The sequence below is a fragment of the Promicromonospora aerolata genome (genome assembly GCF_042682255.1).
GTDB classification, from domain to species: domain Bacteria; phylum Actinomycetota; class Actinomycetes; order Actinomycetales; family Cellulomonadaceae; genus Promicromonospora; species Promicromonospora aerolata.
Genome location: NZ_JBHUHF010000001.1, coordinates 4,961,851 through 4,983,598, shown reverse-complemented (window position 1 = coordinate 4,983,598; position 21,748 = coordinate 4,961,851). Strand labels below are relative to the sequence as shown.

The following is a 21,748-nucleotide window of genomic DNA, read 5'->3' as shown; positions in this document are numbered from 1 at the left end:
GACGTCTATCCGGCCCTTGGTCGACGGTTAAGTTGCGTTCCGACGCCCGGACCCACCATCAGCTTGCGGTTCGGCAGCCCGGACCCACCATCAGCTTGCGGTTCGGCACGAGCCGCCCACGTCAGGCGTTGGCCACCAGGCCGAGCTCCGCGACGCTCGCGAGGTGCGTGTGCTTCGGCACGATCCGCACGGTGTACCCGAACGGTCCCGACGTCTCCAGGTCGACCTCGCCGCCGAACGCGTGCCGTCCGGCCTCGTACGACTCAGTGAGCGCGAGCGGCTCGGCGGTGAACTCCTCGATGGCGTCGGCCTCCGTGACGCGGCCGTGCACCACCTGCACGTCCACGTCGTCGGGCGACAGAGCACCGAGGGAGACGTAGGCGCGGACGGTGAGCCGGTCGCCGACCTGCACCGCCTCGCCGATACCCGCCGACTCGACGTGGTCCACCCGCACCTGGGACCAGGAGCTCCGGACGTGCGCCTTCCAGCCGGCCAGGCCCTTCGCCGCGCCGAAACCGTCGGCCGCGAGCAGCCTGCCCGCCTCGGCCGCCGGCGCGTACAGCCCGTGCACGTACTCGGAGACCATCCGCGTGGCCTGGACCTTGGGGCCGAGCGTCGCGAGCGTGTGCCGCACGAGCTCGAGCCACCGGCCCGGCACTCCGTCGGCGGAACGGTCGTAGAACGTGGGAGCCACCTGGGACTCCACCAGGTCGTACAGCGCGGCGGCCTCCAGGTCGTCCCGGCGGTCGGCGTCCTCGACGCCGTCGGCCGTGGGGATGCCCCAGCCGTTCTCGCCGTCGTACCACTCGGCCCACCAGCCGTCCTCGATCGAGAGGTTCAGGCCGCCGTTGAGGGCGCTCTTCATCCCCGACGTGCCGGACGCCTCGAGCGGGCGCAACGGGTTGTTCAGCCAGACGTCGCAGCCCGGGTACAGGGACTGCGCCATACCGATGTCGTAGTTCGGCAGGAACACGATGCGGTGCCGCACCTCGGGGTCGTCGGCGAACCGGACCAGCTGCTGGATGAGCCGCTTGCCGGAGTCGTCCGCCGGGTGCGACTTGCCCGCGACGACCAGCTGCACCGGCCGCTCGGGGTGGAGCAGGAGCGCCTTGAGCCGGTCCTGGTCGCGCAGCATGAGCGTGAGCCGCTTGTAGGTGGGCACCCGCCGGGCGAAGCCGATGGTGAGCACGTCGGGCGACAGGATGTCGTCGACCCAGCCCAGCTCGGCCGGGGACGCCCCGCGCTCGCGCCACGACTTGCGCACCCGGCGCCGGGCCTCGGCCACGAGCTCGCCGCGCATCTCCCCGCGCAGGGCCCACAGCTCGGCGTCGGACACCTTGCTCGTGTCCAGCCAGCCGGCGGACGCCTCGGGCGCCGTGATCTGGTCCAGCCCCATGCGCTCCGCCTCCACGGCGGCCAGCCGCGGTGCGACCCAGGTGGGTGAGTGCACGCCGTTGGTCACCGACGTGATCGGCACCTCCCGCGCGTCGAACCCGGGCCACAGGCCCTCGAACATCTCCCGCGAGACCTGGCCGTGCAGCAGCGAGACACCGTTCGCCCGGCCACCGAGCCGCAGGCCCATCACGGCCATGTTGAACACGGTGGGGTCGCCGCCGTCGTAGTCCTCCGAGCCGAGCGCCAGCACGCTCTCCAGCGGCACGCCGTCCATCGCGTTGTCGCCGCCGAAGTACGCGCTGACCAGGTCCTTCGGGAACCGGTCGATGCCGGCGGGAACGGGCGTGTGCGTGGTGAAGACCGTCGCCGCGCGTACCGCCTCGTGCGCTTCGCCGACGCTCAGGCCCGACCCGACGAGCTCGCGGATGCGCTCCACGCCGAGGAAGCCCGCGTGGCCCTCGTTGGTGTGGTAGACCTCCGGCTCCGGCGCACCGGTGAGGCGGGACCAGGCGCGCAGCGCGCGCACGCCACCGACGCCGAGCAGCAGCTCCTGCTGCAGCCGGTGCTCACCGCCGCCCCCGTAGAGGCGGTCGGTCACCTTGCGGGCCGCCTCGTCGTTCTCCGGCACGTTCGAGTCGAGCAGCAGCAGCGGCACCCGGCCGACGGCGGCGACCCAGACGTGCGCGTGGAGCGCGCGTCCCCCGGGCAGATCGAGCGAGATGACGGCGGGCGTGCCGTCCTCCTCGCGCAGCACCGCCAGCGGCAGGCCGTCCGGATCGAGCAGCGGATAGGTCTCCACCTGCCACGCGTCGCGGGTGAGCGACTGGCGGAAGTAGCCGGCGCCGTAGAGCAGGCCCACACCGACGATGGGCACACCCATGTCGGAGGCACTCTTCAGGTGGTCGCCGGCGAGGATGCCGAGGCCGCCCGAGTACTGGGGCAGCACGGAGGTGATGCCGTACTCCGGCGAGAAGTAGGCGATCGCGCGCGGCAGCTCGCCGCCCGACGCCGTGGTCCGCCCCTGGTACCACTGTGGGTCGCGCAGGTAGTGGTGCAGGTCGTCCGACGCCGCGCGCACGCGGCCCGTGAACTCGTCGGAGGCCGCGAGCGCCGCGAGGCGGTCGGAGCCGAGCGCCGCGAGCAGCGCTACGGGGTCGCCCCGGACCTCGGACCAGAGCTCCGGGTCGATGCTCGCGAACAGCTCGCGCGTGGGCGCGTGCCAGGACCAGCGAAGGTTCTGGGCCAGCTCGTCGAGCGCCGCGAGCTGCTCGGGGAGGACCGTGCGGACGGTGAATCTGCGGATCGCTCTCACCGGAGGAAGACTACGCACATGTGCGGTCTCGCACACCTGTTGCCCAGGGTTTCACCGACCCGTCCGCGGACGTTCACCGGAGCCCGGCGCGCCCGGCGCGCATGTCCCCCTGACCGGTCGATAGCGTGGTCCGAGTGAGCCAGCACACGACATCCGGCCGGATCGGCCGCATCCCCGTTCTCGAGGTCGCACCCGTCGTCGAGGGGGGCCGGTGGCCTGCGAAAGCCGCGGTCGGCGAGGTGGTGCCGATCGAGGCCACGGTGTTCCGCGAGGGGCACGACGCCGTCTCCGCCACGGCCGTACTCGTCGCGCCGGACGGCTCGGACCATTCGTGGGCATCGATGACCGACATCGCTCCGGGCCTGGACCACTTCCGCGGCTTTCTGCAGCCCGACGCCGAGGGTGACTGGTCGTTCCGGGTGGAGGGCTGGTCCGACCCGTACGCGACGTGGGTGCACGACGCGGGCATCAAGATCGGCGCGGGCATCGACACCGACCTGATGCTCGCGGAGGGGGTGCGCCTGTTCGAGCGGATCCGCAAGCGGGTACCCACGGACGCGCTCGTCGCCCCGGGCCGCCGGTCGCGCGACACCCGGGTGCTCGCCGCGGCGTCCCGCGCCCTGGCCGACGCCACCCGCCCCGCCGAGGCGCGGTTCGCTGCCGCGACGGCGCCCGAGGTGGTGGAAGCGCTGCGCCGGGCGCCCCTGCGCGAGCTGGTCTCGGCGTCGGCCGCGTACCCGCTGCGGGTGTCGCGGCGGCTGGCGCTGGCGGGGGCCTGGTACGAGATGTTCCCCCGCTCGGAGGGGGCGTACCAGAAGAAGAACGGCACGTGGGTGTCCGGCACGTTCAGGACGGCGGCGAAGCGGCTGCCCGGCATCGCGGCGATGGGGTTCGACGTCGTCTACCTGACGCCGGTCTCCCCCATCGGCACCACGTTCCGCAAGGGCCGCAACAACACGCTGGAGGCCGAGCCGGGCGATCCGGGCAGCCCGTACGCGATCGGGTCGGCGGACGGGGGGCACGACGCGATCCATCCGGACCTGGGCACGGAGAAGGACTTCAAGGCCTTCGTCGCGGCGGCCCGGGCCCAGGGCATGGAGGTGGCGCTGGACATCGCGCTGCAGTGCTCCCCCGACCACCCGTGGGTCACCGAGCATCCCGAGTGGTTCGTGGTGCGGGCGGACGGCTCCATCGCGTACGCGGAGAACCCGCCCAAGAAGTACCAGGACATCTACCCGCTGAGCTTCGACACCGACCCCGACGGGCTGTACGAGGCGGTGCTCGGCGTGATCCGCACGTGGATCGACCGGGGCGTCACGCTGTTCCGCGTCGACAACCCGCACACCAAGCCGCTGGACTTCTGGGAGTGGCTCCTGGCGCAGGTGCACGCGACGAACCCCGAGGTCGTCTTCCTGTCGGAGGCGTTCACCAAGCCGGCGATGATGCTGACGCTGGCGCGGATCGGCTTCCACCAGTCGTACTCCTACTTCACCTGGCGCAACACCAAGAAGGAGATCGAGGAGTACCTGGCCGAGGTCAGCGGGCCGCAGGGTTCGGTGCTGCGGCCGTCGTTCTGGCCCACCACCCACGACATCCTGCCGCCCTACCTCACGGACGGCGGCGTCGCGGCGTTCGCCGTCCGAGCGGTGCTGGCGGCCACCGGTTCGCCCACGTGGGGCATCTACTCGGGCTACGAGCTCGTCGAGAGCACCCCTCGGCCCGGCGTCGAGGAGCAGATCGACAACGAGAAGTACGAGTACCGGCCCCGGGACTGGGCGGCCGCCGACGAGTACGGGATCGCACTGCTGCTGGGCAGGCTGAACGAGGTGCGCCGCGCGCACCCCGCGCTGACGCAGCTGCGGAACCTCACCGTCCACCCCACCACGAACGGCCAGGTGGTCGCGTACTCGCGCCGAATCGCGGCCGATCACGTCTCGCGCGCGACAGCGACGCCGCAGGGCCGCACCATGAGAGCAGGGGGTAACGATCGGCGTGCCCCGCGGCACGACGACGTGATCGTGGTCGTGCTGAACCTGGACCCGCGGAACGCACAGGAGTCAGTAGTGCACCTGGACCTTTCCGCCCTCGGCCTCAGCGCACCCGAGGGCGACGAGAACGCCCCGTTCTTCGTGGCACACGACCTGTTGTCCGGCGAGACCTACGGCTGGGGAGCACATCCCTGGGTCCGGCTCGACCCGCAGGTCCGCGTGGCCCACGTCCTTCAGGTGGGCCCGGCATGACGACGTTCGGACCGGGCGGCCCCGCCGTCGGACCACCGGAGGGCTACCCGGAGCCCGCCGAGGGCGCCCAGCCGCAGCGGCCCAGCATGCCGAACCCGCCGTCCGTGCCCGTCCCCGTCCAGGCACTGCCGCCGCGGCGGCAGCCACGCCTCGACGCCCGGCGCAAGGGTCTGTCCCACGACCCGGAGTGGTACAAGAAGGCGGTCTTCTACGAGGTCATGATCCGGTCGTTCTCCGACTCGGCGGACGGCGGGTCCGGCGACCTGGTCGGCCTCACGGAACGGTTGGACTACCTGGAGTGGCTGGGCGTCGACTGCCTGTGGCTGCCGCCGTTCTTCCCGTCACCGCTGCGCGACGGCGGGTACGACGTCGCGGACTTCACCGCGGTGTCGCCCCAGTACGGCACCATCTCGGACTTCAGCGCCCTGGTCGCCGCCGCGCACGAGCGCGGCATCCGCGTGGTGATCGACCTGGTCATGAACCACACCAGCGACGCCCACCCGTGGTTCCAGGCCTCGCGCGCCGACCCGGACGGCCCGTACGGCGACTTCTACGTGTGGGGCGACGACCCCACCCGCTACGAGGGCGCACGCATCATCTTCGTGGACACCGAGACGTCGAACTGGACGTTCGACCCGGTGCGGCGGCAGTACTTCTGGCACCGGTTCTTCAACCACCAGCCCGACCTGAACTTCGAGAACCCGCGCGTCGTGGAGGCGATGCTCGACGTCGCGCGGTTCTGGCTCCAGCTCGGGGTGGACGGGTTCCGCCTCGACGCCGTGCCGTACCTGTTCGAGTCCGAGGGCACCAACTGCGAGAACCTGCCCGCGACCCACGGCTTCCTGCGCAAGGTGCGCCGCATGCTCGACACCGAGTTCCCGGGCCGGATCATGCTCGCCGAGGCGAACCAGTGGCCGGCCGACGTGGTCGAGTACTTCGGCACCGAGGACGAGCCCGAGTGCCACATGTGCTTCCACTTCCCCGTGATGCCCCGCATCTTCTACGCGATCCGCGACCAGCGGGCACGCCAGCTCCTGGAGATCCTCGCCGACACCCCGGCCATCCCGGCCGGCGGGCAGTGGAGCACGTTCCTGCGCAACCATGACGAGCTCACCCTCGAGATGGTGTCGACGGAGGAGCGGGCCAGCATGTACGGCTGGTACGCCCCAGACCCCCGGATGCGGGCCAACGTGGGGATCCGCCGGCGGCTCGCCCCGCTGCTGGACAACGCCCGCAAGGAGATCGAGCTGGCGAACGCGCTGCTGCTGTCGCTGCCGGGCACCCCGTGCCTCTACTACGGCGACGAGATCGGCATGGGCGACAACATCTGGCTGCCCGACCGCGACGCCGTCCGCACGCCCATGCAGTGGACGCCGGACCGCAACGCGGGGTTCTCCACGGCCGACCCGGGCAAGCTGTACCTCCCGCTCGTCCAGTCCCTGGTGCACCACTACCAGCACACCAACGTGGAGGCGCAGCTCGCCCAGCCCACGTCGCTGCTGCACTGGACGCACAACATGCTGGCGTTCCGGCGCCTGCACCCCGCGTTCGGCACGGGCGACTTCACGGCGCTGGACTGCAACGACGAGTCGGTCATCGCGTTCACCCGCACGTCCGCCGAGGAGACGCTGCTGGTGGCGGCGAACCTGTCGGCCACCGCACGGTCGTCCACGATCAAGCTCCCCGGCTACGCCGGCTGGACGCTCACCGACGTGTTCGGCGGTGCCGGGTTCCCGAGCGTCGGTGACGACGGGATCCTGACCATGACGTGGGGGGCACGGGACTTCTACTGGCTGGTGCTGGCGCCGCCGGCACGCACGGAGGCCGCCAGCACGGCCGGGCAGGCACGAGAGGTGTGAGCGCGGCGCGACACGTCCACGTCTCCCCCGGAGCCGCGCACCTGCCCCCCGAGGTGCTGCGGCTGCTGGACACGTGGCTGCCCGAGCAGCGCTGGTACCCGGTGCCCACGGACGGCGTGGGGCACGAGCCGTGGCTCACCGTCACGTTCCCCGGCGTGGCCGACGTCGTCGTCGCCCTCCTGCGGCTGCACGGCCCCGGCCTGGCCGCGGGCGACGAGTCGCTGGTGATCCAGGTGCCGTTGGTCCTGACCCCCACGGCCGAGCCGACGGCCGACACCGCCGACACGGAGGCGGCCGGTCTGATCGGCACGGTGTCGACGGCGTCGGGCACCGTCACCGTGCACGACGGCGGGGTCCACCCCGCCGCCTGGCACGCCTATCTCACCACCGCCCTCCCGGACTCCGGCGGCCCCGAGGTCTGCGACGAGATGGCCGGGGCGGGGCGGATCTCCGGCGAGCAGTCGAACACCTCGGTGGTGCTCCCCGCCATGACCCATGCGACCGGCCGGGGCGGGATGCTGAAGATCCTGCGGACCGTCGCGCTCGGCCCGCACCCCGACGTCGTGATCCCGGCCGCGCTGACGAAGGCCGGCTGGGCCGGCGTGCCCCGCTTCCTGGGCGCCGTCGAGCTGCCCACGCCCGACGCCGTCGCCGACCCCCGCGATCCCCGCGCGGTACCGCCGCGCACCGAGGACACGTCCTGGGGCGAGGCCGGCGGCCCGGTCGCCCATCTCGCGGTGCTGTCGGAGCTCGTCGCCGAAGCGACCGACGGGTTCGAGCTGGCCTGCGCGTACGCCGCCCGGGACGAGGACTTCGGGGAGCCGGCCGCGGAGCTCGGTGCCGTCATCGCCCACCTGCACGCGGCCCTGCGGCAGGCGCTCGGCCCCGGCCCCGCGCTCGAACCCGCCGGCTTCATGGGCGTGCTGCGCCGCCGCGCCGCCGAGGCCTTCGCCGACGTGCCGGACCTGGCGCCGCAGCGCGCCGGCGTCACCACGCTGTTCGACGCCGTGAGCGCACGCCTCTCCGCCGTCGCCGAGCGCGCGGGGGGCGTCGTCCCCCTGCAGCCGATCCATGGCGACCTGCACCTCGGCCAGGTTCTGCACTCGCCCAGCGGCTGGAAGGTCCTCGACTTCGAGGGCGAGCCCCAGCGTCCCGTGTCCGAGCGCGCCGCCCCCGACCTGCCGCTGCGCGACGTCGCCGGGATGCTCCGCTCGCTGGACTACGCGGCCGCCGTCGGGCAGACCACGGACCCGCACTGGGCGGCGCACGCCCAGCTCAGCTTTCTCGAGGGGTACCGCGAAGCGCAGTGGAGTGTGAGGGCCGAGGAACGAGGCACTCGCCCGGAACGGAGCGCAGCGGTGCCCGCGGTGGCCGGGGCGGCGACGTCGGGCAGCCAGCTCGACGTGGCGACCGCCGAGCTGCTGCTGCGCGCCCTCGTCGTGGACAAGGCGCTCTACGAGGTGGTCTACGAGTTCCGGCACCGACCCGCGTGGATGCACATCCCGCTGACCGCCGTGGAGCGCGTGCTCGCCTCGTGATCCCGCAACAGCCCTCGCCGGGGTGTGACGTGTCGCACGCCATGCACCCGACGTGGAAAGGTAAACCCATGGCAGACCTGCCCGACGTCGACCTCGAGGTTCTGACGGCCATCGCGTCCGGAACCCACCACGACCCGCACACCGTGCTCGGCCCCCACCTGCTCGACGGGCCCTGGACCGTGGTGCGCGCCTTGCGCCCGCTCGCCGACGAGGTGGTGGTGACCACCTCCGACGGCGAGGCCACCGCGACCCACCAGGGTGCGGGGGTGTGGGCCGCCGTCGTGCCCGCCACCGAGGACCCGGACGGGTCCCGGCACGCCCCGGACTACCGCATCCGCACCCGGTCCGGCACGGAGACCTGGACCTCCGACGACCCGTACCGGTTCCTGCCGACGCTCGGCGAGGTCGACCTGCACCTGATCGGCGAGGGCCGGCACGAACAGCTCTGGCAGGTGCTCGGCGCCAACCTCCACCGGTACCCCAGCGCCACCGGTGACATCGCCGGGGTCGCCTTCGCCGTGTGGGCTCCGAACGCCCGCGGCGTGCGGCTCGTGGGCGACCACAACGGTTGGGGTGGCACCCACCCCATGCGGTCGCTCGGCTCCACCGGCGTCTGGGAGCTCTACGTCCCGGACGTCGGACCGGGCCTGCGGTACAAGTTCGAGATCCTGGGCGCCGACGGCGTGTGGCGCGCCAAGGCCGACCCGCTCGCCAAGGCGACCGAGGAGCCGCCGGCGACCGCGAGCGTCGTGACGGCCTCCGTCCACGAGTGGCACGACGAGGCGTGGCTCGCGGCCCGGACGGCCACCGACCCGCACTCGGCGCCGCTGAGCGTGTACGAGGTGCACCTGGGCTCGTGGCGGCCCGGCCTCGGCTATCGCGAGCTCGCGGAGCAGCTGACTGCCTACGTCGCCGAGCAGGGGTTCACGCACGTCGAGCTGATGCCCGTGGCGGAGCACCCGTACGGCGGGTCGTGGGGCTATCAGGTCACCAGCTACTACGCACCGACCGCACGGTTCGGCTCGCCCGACGACTTCCGGTACCTCGTGGACCGGCTGCACCAGGCCGGGATCGGCATCATCCTCGACTGGGTACCCGCGCACTTCCCGCGCGACGAGTTCGCCCTCGCCCGGTTCGACGGCGCGGCCCTGTACGAGCACCCCGACCCCCGGCGCGGCGAGCAGCAGGACTGGGGCACGCTGATCTTCGACTTCGGCCGGCGCGAGGTGCGCAACTTCCTCGTGGCGAACGCGACGTACTGGTTCGAGGATTTCCACGTCGACGCCCTGCGGGTCGACGCGGTCGCCTCCATGCTCTACCTCGACTACTCGCGCAAGGACGGCGAGTGGACGCCCAACGTCCACGGCGGGCGGGAGAACCTCGAGGCCATCGCGTTCCTCCAGGAGGCGAACGCGACCGCGTACCGCCGCACCCCCGGCGTCATGATGATCGCCGAGGAGTCGACTGCATTCCCGCAGGTCACCGGACCGACCTCCAGCGGAGGGCTCGGCTTCGGCCTGAAGTGGAACATGGGCTGGATGAACGACTCCCTCCGTTACCTCGCGGAGGACCCCTACAACCGGCGCTACCACCACGGCGAGCTGACGTTCTCGCTCGTGTACGCGTTCACCGAGCAGTTCGTGCTGCCGATCAGCCACGACGAGGTGGTCCACGGCAAGGGGTCGCTGCTCGCCAAGATGCCTGGCGACCGGTGGCAGCAGCTCGCCGGTGTGCGGTCCTTCCTCGCCTACCAGTGGACCCACCCGGGCAAGCAGCTGCTGTTCATGGGGTGCGAGTTCGCGCAGGAGACCGAGTGGTCCGAGTCGGACGGGCTGCCGTGGGGCCTGCTCGGCGACGCCGGGCACGCCGGCGTGCAGCACCTCGTCCGCGACCTGAACGCGCTGTACCGCGCGACGCCCGCACTGTGGGAGCTCGACCACGACCCCGCGGGGTTCGAGTGGCTCACGGCCGACGACGCCGACCACAACGTGCTCGCCTACGTACGCCGGTCACGCTCGGGCGACCCGGTCGTGGTGATCGTGAACTTCGCGGGCGTACCCCACGAGGGATATCGGCTCCCGCTGCCGACGCTGCCGCTGGCCGAGCCCGCCCCCTCGGCGGACGAACCCGTCGGGACGCAGGACTCGCCGGTGGCCGCCAGAGCCGGGGGGAGCCCGGCGTCGATGTGGCTCGAGGCACTGAACACCGACGCGACCGTCTACGGCGGTTCGGGCGTGGGCAACATGGGCCGCGTGCAGGCCGAACAGGTGCCGCACCACGGCCGCGCGTGGTCGGCGGTAGTCCGGGTCCCCCCGTTGGCCGCCCTCGTCCTCGTCCCGGCCGACCGCCGCTAGCGGCAGCCCCCTCCCCTTCGAGGCCTAAGTTTCTCGCGTTTCAGCCGCCTGAAAGCGAAGTAACTTAGGCCTCGAAGGAGAGAGCGGCGTCAGTACAGGCTGATCGCCAGGCGCTTGCGGGCCTTGCTGACCCGCGGGTCACTCGTGCCGGCGACCTCGAAGAGGTCCAGGAGCCGGACGCGGAGCTTCTCCTTGCCCTCGGCGTCCGCGTCGGGCAGCAGGTCGAGCAGCCGCGCGAACGCGTCGTCCACCTTGCCGCCCAGCATGTCCAGGTCGGCGACGGCGAGCGCCGCGTCGATGTCGGACGGGGCGTCGGCCGCGGCCTGGCGCACCGTGGCGAGGTCGGCGTCGCGGGTGCGCTGCATCAGGTGCACCTGCGCGAGGCCGGCGGTCGCGTCGGCGTCCTTGGGGTCCTGGCGCAGGGCCTTGGCGTAGGCGGCCGCCGCGGCCTCCAGGTCGTCACGCTCGATCGCGTCGTACGCCTCCTGGTGCAGGGGCGGCAGCGGCTGCTCGACCTCGGCTTCCGGTTCGTCCGCGGCGGGCACCGCACCCGGGGCCCGACCCGTGACGCCGTTCTGCTCGGCGGCCGCCAGGACCTGGTCCAGCACGCCGCGGATCTGCTGCTCGTCGGCGGCCCCCTGGAAGAGCGGCAGCGGCTGGCCCTGCAGCACTGCGACGACGGTGGGTACGCCCTGCACCTGGAACGCGGCGGCAACCTGCGGCGAGGCCTGTGCGTCGACGCGGCCGAGGACGAACCGCCCGCCGTACTCCTCGGCGAGGCGACCCAGGGTGGCACCGAGCTCGGCGTTCGCCTGGTCGGTCGGGATCCAGACCAGCATCACCACCGGGTAGGTGGACGAGTCACGAACCAGTTGCTCGAAGTTCGCCTCGCTGACGTCCACCACGAAGCCGTCGGCTTCGGGTGCACCACCGGGTTCACCAGGCGGTGGCGCCTGCGGACGGTTGAGGGCGGACAGGTCGACGGCGCCGCGCACCGCGAACTCTGGCTGGGCGCTCCGGGCGGGCCCGGGTGGAGGAGTGGCACTGCTCATGGGGTAATCCTAATGACTCGACGGTGGTTACTCGCCGGATACGTCGATCGGGATGTGCCGGAAGCCCACCAGGGTGATCTTGTGCGCCGATCCGGCCGACGGCACATAGAGGGCGACGAAGTCGCGGTACCGGGTACGCAGCCGGTTGGTCTCCTCCTGGTCGCCGAAGAGGGCCTGCTGCGCCGACGGGAGCGTGTCCGTCTTGATCTTGGCGCCCTCCTGCCCGACCTCGATCGCCTGGGTCCCCGTGAGGGCGCCCAGCACGAGCGCGCCACCGTCCGCGGTCCGCATCGCGCGCAGTCCCTGGCTCGGCTCCACCTCCGCGGTGTAGGAGTACTTGCCCTTGGTCTCCGCCCAGTCGGTGACGCTGGTCTGCGACGTGGCAAGGGTTCGCAGATTCTGACGGAGCCGGTCGTCGTCGAACGCCCCGGCGGACTTCGCGTCCGCGTCCTTGCTCAGGACCTCCGCGTAGCCGGCCAGGGCGTCCTGCGGCGACCGGACCAGCGACGTGTCGTCGTCCGGCGCAACGGCCGCGCTGCCCAGCTCGGGCTGCGCGAACGGCGGCAGGCTCGCGCCCGGCACCAGGCTCACGTAACCCCAGAGCTTGTACTGCTCGCGGGCGGAGGCCTGGTCGAACACCATCAGGGCCGGGGTATCGGTGTTGTCCGGCTGGGCCTGGACCGCGTAGCTCGTGCGTGGCCAGCTCTGGTCGGACGGCAGGATGAGCTGCTGCGTCCGCATCGACAGGTCGGTGCGCCACCTCTTTTCGTCGCCCGTGGCCTCGGCGAGGCGGAGCTCCGCCTTCCGCATCGACAGCGCGTGTCCGGTCATCCGGGCCTGTAGCCCGTCGGCCGTGGACACCTTGTCGTGCTGGGCGATGGAGGCGGCGACCGCGTCAAGGATGTCGCGTTCCTGCCCCTCGCTGACCACCGCCGCGATCACCGGAGCGTCCGGTGCGGGGGCGGGCGGCTCGACCGCGCAGCCTGCGAGCAGGAGCGAGACGACGCCGACCGCTGCCAGGTGGACGGCACCCCGTCGTCGGGCCCGGGGGGACAAGACGTCGAGACGTCGAAAGGGTGGCCTCCGTGGGTTCACGAGGGCCACCCTAACGGCGAGATGACGGCTGGTCGTCGAAAGTGTCAGCCGTTCGAGACGGAGCTCGGCACGTGCTCGTAGCCGACCAGGCTGATCTGGTCGTCCGACTCCTTGGGCGGCACGTACATCGCCACCATGTCCTTGTAGTTGACCTCGACGACGTTGCTCACGTCGGCGTCGCCCCAGAGGGCCTGGGTCGTCTTGGTGGGCGGGCCGATCTCGCAGCCCTCCTCCTTGGCGGTGATCGTCTCCTGGCTGATCATCGCGGCGAGCACCAGGGCACCGCCGTCGGCCGTGCGGACGGCCTTCACCGGGTCCTTGGTGGGCTCGTACTCGACCTTGAAGTCGCCTCCGCACTCTTCCTTGTTGATCGCGTCGACCTGGAGCTTGCCGTAGTCGCGGAAGAACTGGCGCAGGTCGTCGTCGGCGAAGTTGTCGGCGTACTTCGAGTCCTTGTCGACCGTGAGCACGGACGCGTACTGCTTGATCGCCGCCTCCGGCGTCGCCTTCAGGCTCTCGTCGTCCGCCGGCACGGCGGGACTGCCCAGGTCGGCTTCGGCGAACTGCGGCATGGTCACGCCCGGGAGCAGGCGCACCCAGCCCCACAGCTTGTACTGGTCGCGGGCCGTGGCCTGGTCGAAGGCCATGAGTACCGGCGTCGTGAGGTCCTTGGGCTGCACCGTGATCGCGTAGCTGCTGCGCGGCCATTCCTGGTCCGACGGCAGGATCACCTGCTGCATCTCCATGGTCAGGTCCGTCAGCGGCTCCTTGTCCTTGCGGGCGGCGGCGACCTTGAGCTGCGTCTCGCGGATGTCGAGCGCGGGCCCGTCCAGCCGTGCGCGAAGCTTCTCGGCCTGGCTGGCCTTGTCCACCTTGCCGACGACGCCCGCCACCTTGTCCAGGATCTCGCGTTCCTGGGACTGGGTGACGACTGCTGCCGCGACCGGCGCCTCGGGCTTCGGTGTCGGGAGCTCTTCGGCACAGCCGGCGAGCAGCCCCGTGGCGAGCACCGTGGCCACCACGGCCGTGGTGCGGGTCGTGGAGCGCTTCATGAATTACCTCCGTCGTTCCCGGTAACTCCCCAGGTCTGGCGCCACGCCGCAGCACGGCTGCTCGGCGTCTGTGGCTGCTCGGCCTCGGGTGCGGGCTCGGGCTCTGGTTCGGGCGCGGGCACGGCAGGCATCGCGCCTGTCGCGGCTCTGCGCTGCGCCTGCTCACGCATGCGCATCTCGCGCCGGGTCAGCGGCCGGTCCGACGCCGTCGGGGCGGACTGACCGGCCTGGGGGGCCACGGGGGTCCCGGGTGCCGGTGCGGCACCGCCGAACGGCGCCGGCTGGGCCCCGGGCTGAGCGGGTGCCGCGGGCTGAGCGGGTGCCGTGGGCTGAGCGGGTGCCGTGGGCTGAGCGGGTGCCGCGGGCGTGCCTGCCGAACCCTGACCGCGACGTCGCCGGATCCCGCGGATGGACGCCGCCGGGTTCGCAGCAGGTCGGGGAGCCGGGTCGGCTGCCGGGTCGGCTACCGGCTCGGGCGCCGGACGCGGGGCGATCGGGGCGGCTCCGCCGAACGGCGCGGCCGGCCCCCAGGACGGTGTCCGGTCCTGCTCGGGCTCAGGAGCGCTCGGGGTCGGCCGTCCGCGGACGGGCGGCTCGGGTCGTGCCGGCGGGAGAACCGCCGTCCCGCCCTCGGCCGGATCGCCCAGTGCGGGCGGGAACCCGCCGACGGGCTCGTGCGTGCTCGGCTTGGGCTGCTCGCCGTCCACACCGAAGACCACGTCACGACGCGGCAGCTCGGAGTCCGGCTGCCGGGTGCGGGGCGCGGTCGGCGTACGGCGCTTGGCCGCGCGCTTCTTCGTGCGGCGAGCGCCGATGGCGAGGAAGACGCCGAGGATGAGGAGGAAGCCTCCGCCCAGCACTCCGGGCCACAGGTACGGGGTGGACACCGGACGCGGCCAGGTGAGCTCGAGCGTCGGCGCCTCGGCGTTCTTCCCGACGCCGGCGGCCAGCAGGACCACCCGGCCGGGCTCCTCGGTCCAGCGCAGGGAGACCGTGGTCTCGCCGCTCACCTCGGAGAGCCACATGTCGGAGCCGGCAGGGTCGGGACCGTTCGCCGGCTTCTCGGCCGGGGCCTCGTCCGTCTCCTCCCCCTCCTCGGTCGCGGGGCCGGTACCCGGTGCGACGCTCAGCGTCTCCCAGGAGGACAGGCCGGTCACCGAGTCATAGGGGTCGTCGCCCACCCAGCCGAGCACGTCGACGTCGGAACCGAGCGCGAGGGTGACCTTCTGCCCCTCCGGGACAGTGGCTCGCACGGTCACCTGGTCATCGACCAGACCGAGCACACCGGGCTCGGTCACGACCATCGTTCCGTCGCCGCTGGGGGCCGCTGTCGCGACCACGGTGTCGGACTCGCGGAGGACGGTCGCCGTCGCGACCCCGAAACCGATCCCGCCGAGCCCGGCAAGGATCAGGAGAGTCGCCAGAATGCGTTGCACCACCGATTCCCTTCGAATATTGGGCGCGTGCCCGTCGATCAGGTGGATGTTCCAGCATAGGGACCGAACGAAGAGCACTGTCCAATGACGGGCGTGCTTGTGCGGTTCGGTCGGGATTCTCACCCTTCCTTCACCGAGGTGTGTCTGAACCGCCACCATGGCCCCGGGCCGGATGAGCCAGCGGAGAGTATCCCAGGCATTACGTACATTGCATCCGCTCGCGGAGTATCCACATCCGCACAAGGCACGTATCCTGGGCGCCGGACGAGCCGTACAAGGCGGCGTCCCAGGGGGGAGCCTGACCCGCGCCTCACCAAGTTCCGACACTGGAGGTCTGCACCGTGTCCGACGAGCGCTCGCTCTTTCCGACTGCCATGCGCGGATACGACCGCGACCAGGTGCACGCTCACCTGGATCGACTGAACCACGCCCTCGAAGAAGCACGACGTCAGGTCGAGGCGTCCGACGGCCGCGCCATGCAGCTCACGCAGGACCTCAGTGACGCCAAGCGCAACCTGCGGGAGACCGAGAAGCCGTCGTACGCCGGCCTCGGATCCCGTATCGAGCTGCTGCTGCGCTCCGCTGAGGACCAGTCGACCGACATCATCAACCAGGCCAACCAGCAGGCCGCGGACATCATGGCACGGGCGAAGCTGTCCGCCGGGCAGGTGCGGTCGCGCGCTGAGTCCGAGGTTGCCGAGATGCTCGCCAGCGCCCGCCGCGAGGCCGAGGAGATCCGCACCACCACCTCCGCGGAGGCGGAGGGCCACCTGCTCGCCGCGCAGCGCCGCGCGGAGGAGCTCGTGGGTTCCGCCGAGCGCGAGTCGGCGCAGATCGCGAGCGCCATCAGCGCGGAGGAGAGCGAGCGCCGGGCGAGTCTGGAGCGCGAGCTCGGCACCCTGCGTTCCACGGTCGAGCGCGAGACCACGGAGCTGCGCGTCAGCACCGAGGCCGAGGCCGCCAAGCTTCGCGGCGAGGTCAACACGGAGACCACCGAGCAGCGCGAGGCGGCGGAGCGCGACGCGTCGGCGATGCTGGCCAGTGCCCGTGCCGAGTCCGAGCAGATCCTCTCCGAGGCGCGCCGCCAGGCAGCCGAGGCGGCCAACGCCGTGACCAGCGAGATGGAGGAGCTGCGCGAGCAGGCCCGTGCCGCGCTCGCCCAGGCCGAGCTGGACATCGTCACCCGCAAGGAGAGCGTCGAGAAGGAGCTGGCCGAGCGGCACGAGACGGCGAAGTCCGAGACCGCCAAGCTGGTCAGCACGGCAGAGGAGCACGCGGCAGAGGCGGAGAAGCGCGTCGCCGTGGCTCTGGAGCAGTCGGAGAAGATCCGCTCGGAGTCGGACGTCTACGTCAAGGACCTCGTGGCCGACGCCCGCAAGTCCGCCGACCGGATCGTGGCGGAGGCCAGGGAGTTCGCGGAGCAGACGATCGACGACGCCCGTGCCGAGGCGGAGTCGAGCCGGTCGGCCGCACAGCACCAGCTCGAGGACCTCACCCGCCAGCACGACTCCATCAACTCCTACCTGGACGAGCTGCGCGGCATGCTCGGCACACCGGCCACACCGGCCACGCCGGGTGCCGCACCGGCGGCCGTGCCCAGCCCACCGGCCAAGCCGGTGAGCATGTCGGGTGCGACGCCCGCACAGCAGGCCCGCTTCGCCGTGGTCGGAGACGGCACCGAGGCCGAGCCCGACGTCGCCGAGTCGGCCGACGCGGACGGTTCGATGCCCGCGTCGATCCCGCCGAGCAACCCGACGCCCGTGCCCGTCGGCACCGCTACCGTCGTGATCCCGTCGGTCAGGGGCAACAAGGCGAGCGCGAAGTCCGGCCAGAGCGCCGGCGACTCGGCCTCCTCCCCCGCGGAGAACGACGACGCCGAGGAGCCGGTCGCCGAGAAGGCCGGCGCCTCCAGCTGACCCTGCTGGGCCAGGACCAGAGCGACAGAGCTGGGGCGGGACGAACCACATGGTTCGTCCCGCCCCAGCTCTGTCTCGTCCTGTCCGTCAGTGGTGAGCCGCCACCTGAGCGTGCAGCAGGCCCAGGGCCGCGGCGACGGCCTGCGGATCCTCGACGACGCTCAGGTGGCCGGCCCGGGGTACGAGCGTGAGCGCGGCGTCCCCGCCGGCGAGGGTCGAGGGCGCCCCGGCTGCCAGGACCATGTGCTCGGCCTCGGTCAGCGGTGCGATGGCATCCTCTGTGCCCACTACGACGGCCACCGGCCCGTCGAAGCGTTCGAGCACCGCCGTCCGGTCGGGCCGGGTGGCCATCGCCCGCTGTGCCCATGCGACGCCGGCGGGTGACTGCGCACGGATCCACGAGTCCAGCAGAGGGAACAGGTGCCGTCGGTGCTCCGTGCTCGTGCCGCCGACCAGATCGGCGGGCATCCCGAGCACGGCCGCCACGGTCTGTTCGGACTCGACGGCCGCGGCGATCCGGAGGCGCTTGGCACGGGCTTCCTCGGTGTCCGCCGTGGACTTGGTGTTCACGAGGCCGAGGCCGGCGACGAAGCCGGGGTGCCGTTCGGCGAGGGCGAGGGCCACGTACCCGCCCATCGAGTGGCCGACGACCACGGCGTTGCCCTCGCCACCCGCGACCATGGTCCGGTACACCCAGTCCGCCGCGTGCTCGATGCTGGGCTGGTACCCGTCGAGGTCGCTGTGCCCGGCTCCCGGCAGGTCGACGCCGATGGCACGGACGCCCGGCGGCAGATGCTGGGCGCAGGCGGTCCACATGCGGTGGTCGAGCGGGAAGCCGTGCAGCAGCACGAGCGGTACTCCGCCGCCGTCGTGCAGCGTGAAGGTGGCCAGGGCTGGTGAGGTCATCGTCGTCCTCCTCGTGGGTGGTGGATTCTCAGGAATCGCCCAGCGGTCCGTCCCAGTGCGTCGGCAGCGGTAGCGGGTGGTCGGGCAGAACGTGCGCGACGATCTCGTTCAGCGCGCGGGCGACGGCCGGCTCCCCGACCCACAGGTGCTTCGCACCGTCGACACCGATCACCTCGGCCTGCGGGACGCGCGCGAAGCGCCGACGGGCCTCGTCGGGCCGGAGGTAGTCGTCGAGCTCCGGCACCAGGACCACGAGCGGCTTGCCGAACGCCGCCCAGCGGTCCAGGTCCTCGTCGGTGGCGCGGTGCAGCGGCGGTGACAGGAGGATCGCTCCCTCGACGCTCGGGTCGGCGCCGTGCTTGAGCACCAGCTCGGTACCGAACGACCAGCCGACCAGCCAGGGCCGCGGCAGACCGCGGAACTCGGCGAGCTCGATCGCGGCCGCGACGTCGTAGCGCTCCGCGTCGCCGCCGTCGAACGTGCCCTCGCTCGTACCCCGCGGGGACGAGGTCCCCCGCGTGTTGAACCGCAGCACCGCGAGGTTCGCCAGCGCGGGCAGGCGCCACGCGGCCTTGCGGTACACGTGCGAGTCCATGAAGCCGCCGTGCGTCGGCAGCGGGTGGAACGTCAGCAGGCTGGCCGAGGGCTCGCTGTCCTCGGGCAGTGCCAGGTCGCCGACGAGAGTCAGGCCGTCGGCGGTGTGCAGCTCGATGTCCTCGCGCCGTGCGGGCAGGACGGTGAGCGAGCGGATCTGATGGGTCGTCTCGCCGGAGGCCTCGTCCGGCGTCGCTTCAGTGGTCATCGGTTCCATTCTCTCCCCCGTCGCGACCGGTGGGCTCAGCGCAGGTTGGCGCGGCGCTGCCAGCAGCTGTTGTGCCAGTGCCGACGACCGTCCAGGCCTGCCTCGGGTCCGCCGAGCAGGTCGGTCTGCCACGCGACGACGTGCGCCGTGCCGGGGGTCACCGCCTGACGGCAGGCCGGGCAGGTATACGTCTTGTCCGACGAGCGGATCCGCTGGACCACCCATTCTCCGTCGGCGGCGGACTCGCTGCGCCGGCCACCCGTCGCCCGGTCGACATCGAGGGGGACGTGGTCCGCGGCATACGGACGTTTGCTGGAGCGGCGCTTCGACGGCATGGCATCTATTCTTCCGCAGGGCGGAGCTGATGGCTCGACCTGCCCGAACCTGCTCAGAACCTGGGAGCCACGCTCATTTCCGCCCGCTAGAGTGTGGCGGTCCCCAGCAAGGCGTAAACCCGACCGAAGGACTACTCGTGAAGCACCGCACCACTGCCGGCCTGGCAGCCGTCGCGCTGGCATCCATCGCGCTCACCGGCTGCGCAAGCGGCGACGACACCGCGGACGGCGGTGCTGCCGCCTCCAACGGAAACGTCTGCGAGGTGACGCCGGCCGCCGAGCCGTCGCCCGCGCCCAGCCCCTCCGATGCGGACGTCGAGGCCGTCGAGGCGATCGAGGTCTCCGGCCCGGTCGGCAAGGAGCCCAAGGTCTCCTTCAAGACGCCGCTGGAGGTCAGCGCTCCGACGTTCCGCGTCGTCGACGAGGGCACCGGCGAGGAGCTCAAGGAGAAGGACCAGGTCACCATCGACTACGTGGTGATCGCGGGCAAGGACGGTTCGCAGGCCGCTTCCACCTGGAAGACCAAGGAGCCCGAGACGTTCGAGCTCGGCGACGCGCAGTACGACCTCCTGAACGACAAGCTCATCGGCCAGAAGGTCGGCACGCGACTGCTCATGGCCAGCACCGCGATGGACCAGTCCATCCAGGTCACGATGGTCGAGGTCGCCAAGGTCGAGGCTCCCAAGGAGAGCCCGACCCGCGCGGAGGGCACCGAGGTGGAGCCGAAGGAGGGCCTGCCCGCCGTCGAGCTCGCCGACGACGGCCAGCCGACCGTCACCATCCCTGAGGGCTACGAGAAGCCCACCGACCTCGTGGTGCAGCCCCTCATCGAGGGTGACGGCGCCGAGGTCACCAAGGAGCAGACGGTCACCGTCCAGTACGCGGGCTGCCTGCTCGACGGCACGTCGTTCGACTCCTCCTGGAGCCGGGGCACCCCGATGTCGATTCCGCTCAGCCAGGTCATTCCCGGCTGGACCAACGGTCTCGCCGGCCAGAAGGTCGGCAGCCAGGTGCTGCTCGTCGTCCCGGCAGCCGAGGCCTACGGCGAGAAGAGCGAAGAGAACACGCACGAGCTCGCCGGCCAGGACCTCGTGTTCGTGGTCGACATCCTCGAGGCGAAGGCAGCCTGACCCTGCCGGCCGGTCCGCCCAGCGGAGCGGCTGAGATCTAGCGCACGCGACGTGCGCATCGCCGCTGGTCACGGCGTAGACGTGGCGGGTGCCCGAGCCGGGTGCCCGCCACGTCTCGTAGGGTCTTCCCATGACGTCGACTGATCTCCCTGCCACCGAGTCCGCTCCCATGCCGGAGCGCGAGGTGCTCACCTGGGAGACGTTCCCCGATGCGGTGCGCGACCTGGCCCACAAGGTGGTGGACAGCGGGTTCGTGCCCGAGGTCGTGATCGCCGTCGCGCGCGGTGGCCTCGTTCCTGGCGGCGCCATGGCGTACGCGCTCGGCACCAAGGGCGTCGGGACGTTGAACGTCGAGTTCTACACGGACATCGGCAAGACCCTCGACGACCCCCGAGTGCTGCCACCCCTCATGGACACGTCCGAGCTGCCCGGGGCCAAGGTGCTGGTGGTGGACGACGTCGCCGACTCCGGCCGCACCCTGGCCCTGGTCATGGACCTCCTGGAGAAGCAGGGCGCCGAGGCCCGCTCGGCGGTGCTGTTCACCAAGCCGCGCACGATCATCCAGCCGGACTACTCGTGGAAGGACACCGATCTGTGGATCACCTTCCCGTGGTCCGCCGAGCCTCCGGTGACCGGCGCGAAGTCGATCGACGCGTGACCCGCTGAACGCCCGCGTGCACGCACAGGCCCACCAGGCAGGTGACCAGCACGCCGAGGGCCAGCCCTGACGCGACGTCGTGCACATGGTGGACGCCGGCGGCGACGCGGGCTCCGGCGACGGCGAGCGCCAACGGTACGACCATCAGCCAGAGTCGTGGTGCGACGAGTAGGCACGCCACCGCCAGGGCGCCCGCGATGGTCGAGTGGTTGCTGGGCCAGGACCAGTCGCCCGGCGGTGGGCAGTCCAGCACCGTGGCCACCTCGCCAACCCTGCAGGGCCGTTCCTGCGCGACCATGAGCTTGACCACCTCGCTGGTTCCGTACGCGCAGAGGGTGCCGACTCCCGCAGCGGCCAGCAGGCCGAACCGGGAGCGATCACGACGCCACGTGAACACGGCGAGGCACGCCGTGATCACGACGAGCGCCAGCAACCCCTTGTCGGCGACCAGCCCAGCGAGGCCGGCCAGCGGCGAACGGGCGGCCCCTCCGGCGACCTGTTCGAAGAGGCTCTCGCGTGCGGGCCAGGCGACGGCCGCGAGAGCGCTCAGCCCCAGGACGGCGCTGAGCGCGGCAGGCAGGACGGCGCGCGGGACCACGGCCCGGCTCGGCGTGGCCCGCCGGACGGCTGGTGGTGCATGGCGTGTTGTGGACATGCCGAGAACGCTA

General features: G+C 71.9%; 16 protein-coding genes. 7 read left to right on the top strand and 9 right to left on the bottom strand.

The window, feature by feature from the left end; translation table 11 throughout:
* Window positions 1-121 precede the first annotated feature (121 nt).
* Window positions 122-2,707, bottom strand: coding sequence for an alpha-glucan family phosphorylase (gene glgP, locus ACFSL2_RS22200; RefSeq protein WP_377199923.1), 2,586 nt, complete (start codon window positions 2,705-2,707; stop codon window positions 122-124).
* 134 nt (window positions 2,708-2,841) lie between these two features.
* On the opposite strand from glgP, the gene ACFSL2_RS22195 reads away from it, so the two are divergent.
* The 4 genes from ACFSL2_RS22195 to glgB all read left to right on the top strand — a co-directional run bounded on the left by ACFSL2_RS22195 (window position 2,842) and on the right by glgB (window position 10,698).
* On the top strand, window positions 2,842-4,947 hold the full coding sequence (locus ACFSL2_RS22195; protein WP_377199922.1) for an alpha-1,4-glucan--maltose-1-phosphate maltosyltransferase: 2,106 nt from the start codon (window positions 2,842-2,844) through the stop codon (window positions 4,945-4,947).
* 86 nt (window positions 4,948-5,033) lie between these two features.
* Window positions 5,034-6,806, top strand: a complete 1,773-nt coding sequence (gene treS / locus ACFSL2_RS22190; protein WP_377200874.1) for a maltose alpha-D-glucosyltransferase — start codon at window positions 5,034-5,036, stop codon at window positions 6,804-6,806.
* Window positions 6,803-8,344, top strand: coding sequence for a maltokinase N-terminal cap-like domain-containing protein (locus tag ACFSL2_RS22185; RefSeq protein ID WP_377199921.1), 1,542 nt, complete (start codon window positions 6,803-6,805; stop codon window positions 8,342-8,344). Before treS ends, ACFSL2_RS22185 begins: the two co-directional genes overlap by 4 nt.
* 68 nt (window positions 8,345-8,412) lie before the next feature.
* On the top strand, window positions 8,413-10,698 hold the full coding sequence (gene glgB, locus ACFSL2_RS22180; protein ID WP_377199920.1) for a 1,4-alpha-glucan branching protein GlgB: 2,286 nt from the start codon (window positions 8,413-8,415) through the stop codon (window positions 10,696-10,698).
* Window positions 10,699-10,787: 89 nt separating this feature from the next.
* Here glgB and ACFSL2_RS22175 read toward each other — a convergent pair whose 3' ends face one another.
* Genes ACFSL2_RS22175 through ACFSL2_RS22160 form a run of 4 tightly spaced genes read right to left on the bottom strand, consistent with a single transcriptional unit; the run spans window position 10,788 to window position 15,333 of the window.
* Window positions 10,788-11,750 (bottom strand): co-chaperone YbbN, encoded by a 963-nt coding sequence (locus tag ACFSL2_RS22175; protein ID WP_377199919.1) that lies wholly within the window; start codon window positions 11,748-11,750, stop codon window positions 10,788-10,790.
* A gap of 27 nt (window positions 11,751-11,777) precedes the next feature.
* Window positions 11,778-12,845, bottom strand: coding sequence for a DUF8094 domain-containing protein (locus tag ACFSL2_RS22170; protein ID WP_377199918.1), 1,068 nt, complete (start codon window positions 12,843-12,845; stop codon window positions 11,778-11,780).
* Window positions 12,846-12,889: 44 nt separating this feature from the next.
* Window positions 12,890-13,897, bottom strand: coding sequence for a DUF8094 domain-containing protein (locus ACFSL2_RS22165; protein WP_377199917.1), 1,008 nt, complete (start codon window positions 13,895-13,897; stop codon window positions 12,890-12,892).
* On the bottom strand, window positions 13,894-15,333 hold the full coding sequence (locus ACFSL2_RS22160) for a hypothetical protein (RefSeq protein ID WP_377199916.1): 1,440 nt from the start codon (window positions 15,331-15,333) through the stop codon (window positions 13,894-13,896). The genes ACFSL2_RS22165 and ACFSL2_RS22160 overlap by 4 nt, the downstream gene beginning before the upstream one ends.
* A 341-nt stretch (window positions 15,334-15,674) precedes the next feature.
* Between ACFSL2_RS22160 and ACFSL2_RS22155 the strand changes: the two genes are divergently transcribed.
* A complete protein-coding gene (locus ACFSL2_RS22155) occupies window positions 15,675-17,249 on the top strand; it encodes a DivIVA domain-containing protein (protein ID WP_377199915.1) in 1,575 nt (524 codons plus the stop codon).
* Window positions 17,250-17,336: 87 nt separating this feature from the next.
* Here the strand turns inward: ACFSL2_RS22155 and ACFSL2_RS22150 are convergent, their stop codons facing one another.
* From ACFSL2_RS22150 to ACFSL2_RS22140, 3 genes are read right to left on the bottom strand one after another with little or no spacing between them, the layout of a single operon-like run.
* Entirely contained in the window at window positions 17,337-18,155 is an 819-nt protein-coding gene (locus tag ACFSL2_RS22150) for an alpha/beta fold hydrolase (protein WP_377199914.1), read from the bottom strand.
* 28 nt (window positions 18,156-18,183) lie between these two features.
* Window positions 18,184-18,957 carry an alpha/beta hydrolase gene (locus ACFSL2_RS22145; protein WP_377199913.1) on the bottom strand — a complete coding sequence of 258 codons (774 nt, stop codon included), beginning with the start codon at window positions 18,955-18,957 and terminating at the stop codon, window positions 18,184-18,186.
* A gap of 35 nt (window positions 18,958-18,992) precedes the next feature.
* Window positions 18,993-19,292 carry a hypothetical protein gene (locus ACFSL2_RS22140; RefSeq protein ID WP_377199912.1) on the bottom strand — a complete coding sequence of 100 codons (300 nt, stop codon included), beginning with the start codon at window positions 19,290-19,292 and terminating at the stop codon, window positions 18,993-18,995.
* A gap of 137 nt (window positions 19,293-19,429) precedes the next feature.
* Here ACFSL2_RS22140 and ACFSL2_RS22135 point away from each other — a divergent pair, with 137 nt between their 5' ends.
* Both ACFSL2_RS22135 and ACFSL2_RS22130 read left to right on the top strand, forming a co-directional pair.
* Window positions 19,430-20,422, top strand: coding sequence for an FKBP-type peptidyl-prolyl cis-trans isomerase (locus tag ACFSL2_RS22135; RefSeq protein ID WP_377199911.1), 993 nt, complete (start codon window positions 19,430-19,432; stop codon window positions 20,420-20,422).
* A gap of 130 nt (window positions 20,423-20,552) precedes the next feature.
* Window positions 20,553-21,080 (top strand): phosphoribosyltransferase, encoded by a 528-nt coding sequence (locus tag ACFSL2_RS22130; RefSeq protein ID WP_377199910.1) that lies wholly within the window; start codon window positions 20,553-20,555, stop codon window positions 21,078-21,080.
* Here the strand turns inward: ACFSL2_RS22130 and ACFSL2_RS22125 are convergent.
* Window positions 21,022-21,735, bottom strand: coding sequence for a phosphatase PAP2 family protein (locus ACFSL2_RS22125; protein WP_377199909.1), 714 nt, complete (start codon window positions 21,733-21,735; stop codon window positions 21,022-21,024). The two genes, ACFSL2_RS22130 and ACFSL2_RS22125, sit on opposite strands and share 59 nt — an antisense overlap.
* Window positions 21,736-21,748 lie beyond the last annotated feature (13 nt).